The organism is Microcystis sp. M165S2, assembly GCF_020245885.1.
Classification (GTDB): domain Bacteria; phylum Cyanobacteriota; class Cyanobacteriia; order Cyanobacteriales; family Microcystaceae; genus Microcystis.
In genome coordinates this window covers 1-6,789 of the sequence record NZ_JADBTZ010000027.1, presented here as the reverse complement: position 1 = coordinate 6,789, position 6,789 = coordinate 1, and the positions used below count along the sequence as shown (strand labels likewise).

The 6,789-nt window shown below is 43.3% G+C and carries 11 protein-coding genes and 1 pseudogene; 7 read left to right on the top strand and 5 right to left on the bottom strand.

Features of this window, described 5'->3' with window-relative positions:
• Positions 1-235: pseudogene (locus tag IM479_RS01445) on the top strand (Uma2 family endonuclease); the annotation flags it as partial.
• Positions 236-349: 114 nt separating this feature from the next.
• On the top strand, positions 350-535 hold the full coding sequence (locus IM479_RS01440) for a PCP reductase family protein (protein WP_002795651.1): 186 nt from the start codon (positions 350-352) through the stop codon (positions 533-535).
• A gap of 4 nt (positions 536-539) precedes the next feature.
• On the opposite strand, the gene moaA is transcribed toward IM479_RS01440, so the two are convergent.
• The 3 genes from moaA to IM479_RS01425 all read right to left on the bottom strand — a co-directional run bounded on the left by moaA (position 540) and on the right by IM479_RS01425 (position 2,241).
• On the bottom strand, positions 540-1,529 hold the full coding sequence (moaA, locus tag IM479_RS01435) for a GTP 3',8-cyclase MoaA (RefSeq protein ID WP_287684538.1): 990 nt from the start codon (positions 1,527-1,529) through the stop codon (positions 540-542).
• Between the two features lie 338 nt (positions 1,530-1,867).
• Positions 1,868-1,954 carry a hypothetical protein gene (locus IM479_RS01430; protein ID WP_233271433.1) on the bottom strand — a complete coding sequence of 29 codons (87 nt, stop codon included), beginning with the start codon at positions 1,952-1,954 and terminating at the stop codon, positions 1,868-1,870.
• A 32-nt stretch (positions 1,955-1,986) separates the two neighbouring features.
• Positions 1,987-2,241 carry a hypothetical protein gene (locus tag IM479_RS01425; RefSeq protein WP_287684536.1) on the bottom strand — a complete coding sequence of 85 codons (255 nt, stop codon included), beginning with the start codon at positions 2,239-2,241 and terminating at the stop codon, positions 1,987-1,989.
• A gap of 64 nt (positions 2,242-2,305) precedes the next feature.
• Here IM479_RS01425 and IM479_RS01420 point away from each other — a divergent pair, with 64 nt between their 5' ends.
• The 5 genes from IM479_RS01420 (at position 2,306) to IM479_RS01400 (ending at position 5,852) form a co-directional block, all read left to right on the top strand.
• On the top strand, positions 2,306-2,572 hold the full coding sequence (locus IM479_RS01420; RefSeq protein ID WP_158202090.1) for a hypothetical protein: 267 nt from the start codon (positions 2,306-2,308) through the stop codon (positions 2,570-2,572).
• A gap of 4 nt (positions 2,573-2,576) precedes the next feature.
• The gene (locus tag IM479_RS01415) at positions 2,577-2,957 is read left to right on the top strand and encodes a clan AA aspartic protease (protein ID WP_271973306.1); all 381 of its coding nucleotides are present in this window, start codon (positions 2,577-2,579) and stop codon (positions 2,955-2,957) included.
• 474 nt (positions 2,958-3,431) lie between these two features.
• Complete coding sequence (locus IM479_RS01410; protein WP_287684532.1) at positions 3,432-3,731, top strand: type II toxin-antitoxin system HigB family toxin; 300 nt, start codon at positions 3,432-3,434, stop codon at positions 3,729-3,731.
• Positions 3,715-4,113, top strand: a complete 399-nt coding sequence (locus IM479_RS01405) for a helix-turn-helix domain-containing protein (protein WP_287684531.1) — start codon at positions 3,715-3,717, stop codon at positions 4,111-4,113. The genes IM479_RS01410 and IM479_RS01405 overlap by 17 nt, the downstream gene beginning before the upstream one ends.
• A gap of 395 nt (positions 4,114-4,508) precedes the next feature.
• Complete coding sequence (locus IM479_RS01400; RefSeq protein ID WP_287684530.1) at positions 4,509-5,852, top strand: DUF3370 domain-containing protein; 1,344 nt, start codon at positions 4,509-4,511, stop codon at positions 5,850-5,852.
• Between the two features lie 7 nt (positions 5,853-5,859).
• On the opposite strand, the gene IM479_RS01395 is transcribed toward IM479_RS01400, so the two are convergent.
• Both IM479_RS01395 and IM479_RS01390 read right to left on the bottom strand, forming a co-directional pair.
• Positions 5,860-6,372, bottom strand: coding sequence for a TolB family protein (locus IM479_RS01395; RefSeq protein WP_286827396.1), 513 nt, complete (start codon positions 6,370-6,372; stop codon positions 5,860-5,862).
• Between the two features lie 23 nt (positions 6,373-6,395).
• On the bottom strand, positions 6,396-6,611 hold the full coding sequence (locus tag IM479_RS01390; RefSeq protein ID WP_002737387.1) for a hypothetical protein: 216 nt from the start codon (positions 6,609-6,611) through the stop codon (positions 6,396-6,398).
• Positions 6,612-6,789 lie beyond the last annotated feature (178 nt).

Below are 6,789 nucleotides of genomic sequence, written 5' to 3'. Positions count from 1 at the left end.
TTATGACCGAGGGGATAAGTTTAAATTCTATCGTTCTTTGCCAACTTTTCAGGAATATATTCTGATTGAACAATCTAGTTATAGTGTGGAACGTTATTATAAACAAAAGGATGATCAATGGTTAATTGATTTCTGCACGGGAGAAAATGCGGTTTTACAATTGTTGTCAGTGGATTGGCAGATTTCTTTTCAAGATTTATATCAAAGAGTCAATTTCGACCTAGCAGAAACCTAAAACTAAGAGAAAGGTGAAAAAGAGTCGCTGTCAAGAAAATCACCATCTCATCAGCTTTTCAATAAATAGATAATCTTTTTTGGTATAATAGACGGACTACTATATGTTAAATCTATGGAAGCTCTAGATTTTTCCGATCAACTACAATGGACAGCAGAAGCAAAAGCAAAACTGAAAAATATTCCCTATTTTGTTCGTTCCCAAGCGCGTCAAAGGATAGAAGAATTAGCTCGTCATGCTGGTTCCGATCGAGTTACCGTGGAAATGGTAGAACAGGCTAGAATAGAATTCGGACAGTAGATTTTTAGCCGCCAATTTGGGACATAGTACGGGTATAAATGCCGCTTGATGTGCCAGAATCACGCAGTTTAAAGTTTATTTCTGCCTTCAGTTCCATCAATTTCCCGACTTTTTCCCTGATTTCTGCCGGCGAAATTCCCTGACGGAGGGCAGTTTTTAGGTCAATTTGTCCAGTTTCGTTGAGGAGACAGGGACGCAACCAACCATCGGCCGAGAGACGTAGGCGGTTACAGCGATCGCAAAAACATTCCGACATCTGACTAATAAAGCCAATTGTACCCTTAGCCCCCGGAATTTGAAAAACATCGGCTGGACCATTTCCCCGCACTTGACCCTCATTTAAGCCCCATTTTGCCCGAATTCGCCCTCTTAATTCCTCGTTTGCGATCCAAGCTTTTTCTTGAAATAAATCACCGTTACCGATGGGCATAAACTCGATAAAACGGACGTGCCAACGCTTCTCGATGGTCAAAGCCGCTAAATCTTCCACTTCTGCCTCATTTATCCCCGGAATCACCACCACATTCAATTTTAAGGGGTCAAAACCCACCCTCTGGGCTGCTTGAATACCTGCCCAAGTTTTTTCCCAACGACTCCGGCCGCGATTACCGATAATTTTATCGAAAGTGTCGGGGTCGAGGGAGTCTAAACTGATATTAATCCGTCTTAGTCCGGCATTATACAACATTTCGGCTAAATTGTCAAGTAAATAGCCATTAGTGGTCAGAGCTAAATCGCTAGTGGCAGATAAAGAGGCGATATCGCGCACAATCTCCACTACTTCGGGATGTAAGAGAGGTTCCCCACCAGTAAGACGAAATTTGCGGAAACCGAGGGGAATAAAGACATTTTTGACTAAAGTAAGAATTTCCTCCCGGGTGAGTAAGTCTTGCGGTCGAACATAGGACAATTCTGCATCTTCAGGCAGACAATACTGACAGCGAAAGTTACAGCGATCGATTAAACTAATCCTGAGATAGTCAATTTGGTTCATGTTAACGGGGAAATACTGTTTTGACAATCCCGTTGCCTAAAAGGGTGGGGATGCTTCTTTCACGGGGAGATGCCTTGCAAAAGCAGTGCCTTTACTCGGTATTACTCGCAGGGACGAAGCGGTATGTCCTACCGCCAAAATTCGTCAACCTTGATCTCGAATATTCTTAGCGGTCTTGATGGGGTAGATCTCATTGTTGTAAATCGACCAAGTTGGGATTTTTAAAGGGAAACCCTCTGATAAAACCGGGCATTACCTCCGATTTTATCACTCAATCCCAGCTTTTGGGGGGTTCTATTCCCCAAACCCCGGAGCGCATTAGCTTTTCGTTGGGATGCTTACAGGTAGGGTGTTGATATATTAATATCTCTATCGTGGTTTTCTCCACACCTAGGACATTGCCAGCTACGAATATCTAAACTCAAACTCTCAAGACGATTTAAGCAATTATTACAAGTTATCGTTTTTCATGTTTTCTGTCAGAAGTAATGGCACAGTGAGTTAGTCTGATCGAGATTTTTTTACTAGAATTCTGGATGCCAACAATGATGGTGTTGTAAGCAATGATGAAGATAACTTGTCTCGCCGATCTGTCAAAATTGTGAAAGGCAAAACTGGAAAAGAGATTTCTAAAAGAGCCGCTAAAGACATACTGAGAAATCTTGCTGATGATATCTTGAGGGGGATTTTGCCAGGTATCTAACTTAGACATCGAGGCAAACGGGTGCTCGTTCAGGGTAGAATATAGGAGTAGTGTTGTTACGAGGTCAAAGCCTATGACAGTTCAGCAGCTTCGCTATAGTAAAGAAGAATTTGCTCAGCGTGGGAATGAGATTTATGAATCTCTGGTGCGTCCTCAAGTTGAGGAAGGTAATCATGGCAGGATTGTAGCGATTGACATTGAAAGTGGAGCCTTTGAACTGGCAAAAGATACGATGACTGCTTCAGATCGATTGCTCGACCGTTGCCCTGACGCTCAAATCTGGTGCGTTCGGATTGGTCATAGAGGAGTTCATCGCTTTGGTGTAGGTCGTTTGCAATAACTCTATGATGCAAGGAATTGTTGATCAAAACTGCGAGGCGACAATCCGACTGGTCGTAGGCAATGTAGATTCACAGAGGCAAATGATCGATGCTGTCATTGATACAGGATTTACAGGTTTTCTGACCCTGCCTTCCTCAGTGCTTGCCGATCTCAACTTACGGGCATATAGACGTGAAGAGGGAATCCTGGGGGATGGAAGCACTTGTGTTTTCGATGTGTATCGTGGTTTAGTTATTTGGGACGGAGAGTTGCGGCGAATTGATATAAACGAATCTGATACAGAACCTTTGGTTGGTATGAGTTTACTCTACGGCTATCGGATGCAGCTTGATGCAATCGAAGGTGGTACGGTCACAATTCAGGCATTGAGCAGTTTACGTTGATCGGTGGGTCACTGTCTAACCAGCGCTTGGAGCGGACTGATGAAATTGTGAGCGCAATACGCAATCTGCGAGCGCCTGTAGGTTGGGTTGCGATTCGTTTAACCTAGCTCACATTTTGGGATTTAAGTTAACAGAGAATCGTCAAAAATTCACCAATCAAAATGGCAACATTATCCACTGAAACCTTAACCCGTATTTTCAACTTCTAAGGAATCCCTAACTTCCCTCCGTTGGAGTCCTATCGTAACGAACTCCTCCCACCCCCTGAGCCGGAGCTATTCTGATGCGATATCTACTAGATACTTGCGTCAACCTTTGTACTGTGAAATTTGGCTGAATGAGCGATCGCTTGGTGGTGAGCAAGTGCGATCGCAAGTTGAGCAGAAAAATTTTCCCTTGACAAGCTCCCTCTCATAATGAGAGTATGAAAAAGAGAGTTTAACTTGCTCTTTGTTAGCCTACTGGGGAATCGTTTTGAGGATTATCAGCTATAAAACGCTTCAGGAGGCATTTGAAAAGCACGCTGACCTGAAAAAACCTTTAGATGACTGGTATCGAATTGCCAAAAGTTCACAATGGCTCAGTATTAATGATGTGCGTCAGGTTTTCCCAAAAGCTGATCCTGTGGGCAATTTTACGGTTTTTAATATCAAAGGTAATCGTTATCGTTTGATTGTCGGGATTAACTATAAAAAAAGCAGAATTTACATCAAGTATGTTTTGACCCATGCTGAATATGACCAGGAGGATTGGAAAAATGACCCTTACCTTTGATCCCTCGACCATAGAAACTTCAATACTTCCCTTTGTTATTCAAACGGAGGAGCAATATAACCAAGCTTTGGCGATCGCTGAACAACTTTTTTTTAAGCAAAGTCCCAATGAATTGGAGGAACAAATTCTGGATGTGTGGGAAGTATTGATTGAGATATATGAGGAAGCGCGATTTCAGCCTGGGTCAGCTTCTACTCCTGTTTCAATACTTCAAACCCTTATGGAGGCAAGGGGGTTGATTCAAGCGGATTTAGTCAGGGCAGGGATTGGTTCTAGTGGGATTGTCTCAGAAATTCTTAATGGGAAGCGACAAATTAGTAAGAAACAGGCAAAAAAGTTAGCAGGTTTCTTTTCTGTCTCTGCTGATTTATTTATTTATTAAGTCTTGAGCTTTTCTCCCTGTATGCCATTCCCATTGGCAGTTAATTTCTACAGGCTTAATTAACAAAACTTGGCAGGTTAAGAGGGGGTGTCCAATCGGGGACAATAATAAATTTATCATAACAATTCCGGCTCGATCGATATCTAGACATCGGGCCAAGTTTCCAGAAAACCACGGTAACATCTAGATTTTAGTCTATGATGACAATAGATTTGCTCAATGGCAAGAGCAAATAAAGATTGGTAAATTTGACAATTTTTCTTGATTGTACTTAACCAAAAAGGTCAGCTAACACCGGCAAGAAATATTAAACAATCCTCTAGATATGGACAAACAGAATACTATCTAAATTGAGCGAGCCAGTAATGCTATGATCAAAAATCATTGCTCTTGAGATGGTAATTTGTGTGATGTTACCTTTTTTACTACCCATTGCCCAAACTCCCCCTAGTGTAGAAATAATTCGACCGGCGCAGGTGCGTCCTTTACCGAATCAACTAGATCAAGTTCCCGTTTTTAATAGCAATAGTCCCGAATTATTGCTAGGAGAAGGGATTTTGCTTTCGACTTTTCCCCCCCAAGAAAAAAGGTTTCCCTCGGCCCATTTAAATTATGCTTTTCAGGGACGCTTTGATATCTTTGCACACCATATAGCGAGGGGGAATTTTCCTGATAATTTACGCACCCTTTATCTGGGTATATTACTCCACAATCCCAGTCCTAATCCTGTGACTGTTAAAATTTTGCAAGGAGCTAGTTATTTGAGTCAACCGGATGCAGCTTTTATCGATTTACCTGCACAAGTGGAAAATAATCAGGGGACGGTTTTTGCCGGGCCGGGAAGTCGGGTAATGGGGGATATTTTAATGGGGCAGCGTCAGGATATTTTTCCCGATAGGATTATTATTCCCCCCGGGGAAAGTTTTATGGTCTTAAATGCGGCGATTCCCGTGCGCGATTTGACTCCCCCTTTAAACGGTAGGTCCACTTATCTCCGTCTGGAAAGTGACGGTCTTCTCTACGCTGCTAGTTTAGCTCTTTATGCACCTTTAGATGAAAATGGGCAGGAAAGACCACCAAATCTGACAGAGTGGCAAAATTTGCTAGAAAAAGGCGATTTATCGACTCCGCGGGATCGAGCGCCCACTCCTCCCAATAGTCAAGGACAGATAATTTATGGACGGGTAGCGGGGGTGTCCCAAGGTTCAGCTTGGCCAGCCCGATTAGTCGATCGAGCTTCTTTATGGTTAAATATTCCTGATTCTGGTCAATCTATAGCCTATGGGATTAGCACCCTACCCGGAGGCAAACTGGGAACGGAACAAAATCAAAGTGCTAGTATGTTAGTTCGCTATCCCGATACGGCCTATCAAGCTCATGGTAATTACGGTGTGGAATATAGGTTAAGTTTACCTCTATTTAATCGCAGTGATGAGGCGAAAACAGTGACTATTGCGCTAGAAACACCGATTAAAGAGAATATTATTCGGCAGGGTTTGCGTTTTCTCGATCCAGCTGCCCCACAAGTGTTTTTTCGGGGAACGGTAGCCGTCAATTATAGCGATGACCAGGGACAGGCACAAAGTAGATTTTTCCATCTCGTCCAAAGACGCGGACAAGAGGGGCAACCTTTAGTGACTCTGACTATTCCTCCAGGGGATTGGCATATAGTACAGGTAAATTTTTTATATCCACCAGATGCAACTCCTCCGCAGGTCTTAACGATTAAGACCGAGTAGAACAAGTTTAAAATTGGCCGTTAACGATCGCAATATTCCATTGACCGTCTTGGTTGGTTTCAAAGGCAATTTGGCGACCATCACCGCTAATGGTGGGATTACGGACGCTTCCCCGCAGGTTAGCGGTTAACAGGGTTGCACGGGACAGGGAACGATCATAAACCATGACATCACTTTTGCCGCGTTCGCTGGAGACATAGGCAATTAAACGACCATCAGCATTCAGAGATGGCTGATCTTGGCTAGAATCGCCACGATTTAGGTTAGGGAGATTAACTAAGCGCTTTTCTTGCAGATCGAATAAATATATACTACGACGACCGGAGCGATCGGAAGCGAAGGCTAAATAGCGACCATCAGCACTATAACTGGGGAATTGATCGGGAGCAAAACTATTTAAACCACCGGCGGGAACTTGAGGAGTGATCAAAAGAGGAGAATTACAGCCACTTATCCCCGATAACAGCCCAAAAGAGGCCAAAAATCGCCCCAGCCAGACAAAAAAATTTTTTTCTTTCATCTTGACTTTTGACCCCAAATGTGCTAGTAACTTTCTTCCTTGCCGACGGTTTTGAGGGTAAGTAGTTGATTGCCTTGACTGAGACTATCGGCGATCGCTTCTCGAATCGGCAGGTCAATACTGGTTTCAGCGAGGATTTCTTGGGCTTTTTGCCGCAAATCTGCCCCAGTATCGGCATCTACTTGGTCTAGATCGAGTAATTCCTGCGATAGCTGTTCGATCGAATTCGGGTTAGTCATAGCTCAGGCTCCCAACAAGCTTAATTACAAATCCCATTTTGACACTCCTGGGCCTAAAGGCGTGAGGATTCTTGAGCTAATCACAGCCCTTTCTGGTTTCCCTTACTTAGGTCTTACACGATTATGTCTGAACCGAACCTACTAGAATATCACTTGCTATCTAGTTATCCTTTTTCTG

Excerpts from the sequence above, each read along its gene's own strand:
- moaA (WP_287684538.1), bottom strand. The coding sequence starts at position 1,529 with ATGAACCAAATTGACTATCTCAGGATTAGTTTAATCGATCGCTGTAAC.
- IM479_RS01420 (WP_158202090.1), top strand. The coding sequence starts at position 2,306 with ATGACAGTTCAGCAGCTTCGCTATAGTAAAGAAGAATTTGCTCAGCGT.
- IM479_RS01440 (WP_002795651.1), top strand. The coding sequence starts at position 350 with ATGGAAGCTCTAGATTTTTCCGATCAACTACAATGGACAGCAGAAGCA.
- IM479_RS01405 (WP_287684531.1), top strand. The coding sequence starts at position 3,715 with ATGACCCTTACCTTTGATCCCTCGACCATAGAAACTTCAATACTTCCC.
- IM479_RS01415 (WP_271973306.1), top strand. The coding sequence starts at position 2,577 with ATGATGCAAGGAATTGTTGATCAAAACTGCGAGGCGACAATCCGACTG.
- IM479_RS01395 (WP_286827396.1), bottom strand. The coding sequence starts at position 6,372 with ATGAAAGAAAAAAATTTTTTTGTCTGGCTGGGGCGATTTTTGGCCTCT.
- IM479_RS01425 (WP_287684536.1), bottom strand. The coding sequence starts at position 2,241 with ATGTCTAAGTTAGATACCTGGCAAAATCCCCCTCAAGATATCATCAGC.
- IM479_RS01400 (WP_287684530.1), top strand. The coding sequence starts at position 4,509 with ATGGTAATTTGTGTGATGTTACCTTTTTTACTACCCATTGCCCAAACT.
- IM479_RS01390 (WP_002737387.1), bottom strand. The coding sequence starts at position 6,611 with ATGACTAACCCGAATTCGATCGAACAGCTATCGCAGGAATTACTCGAT.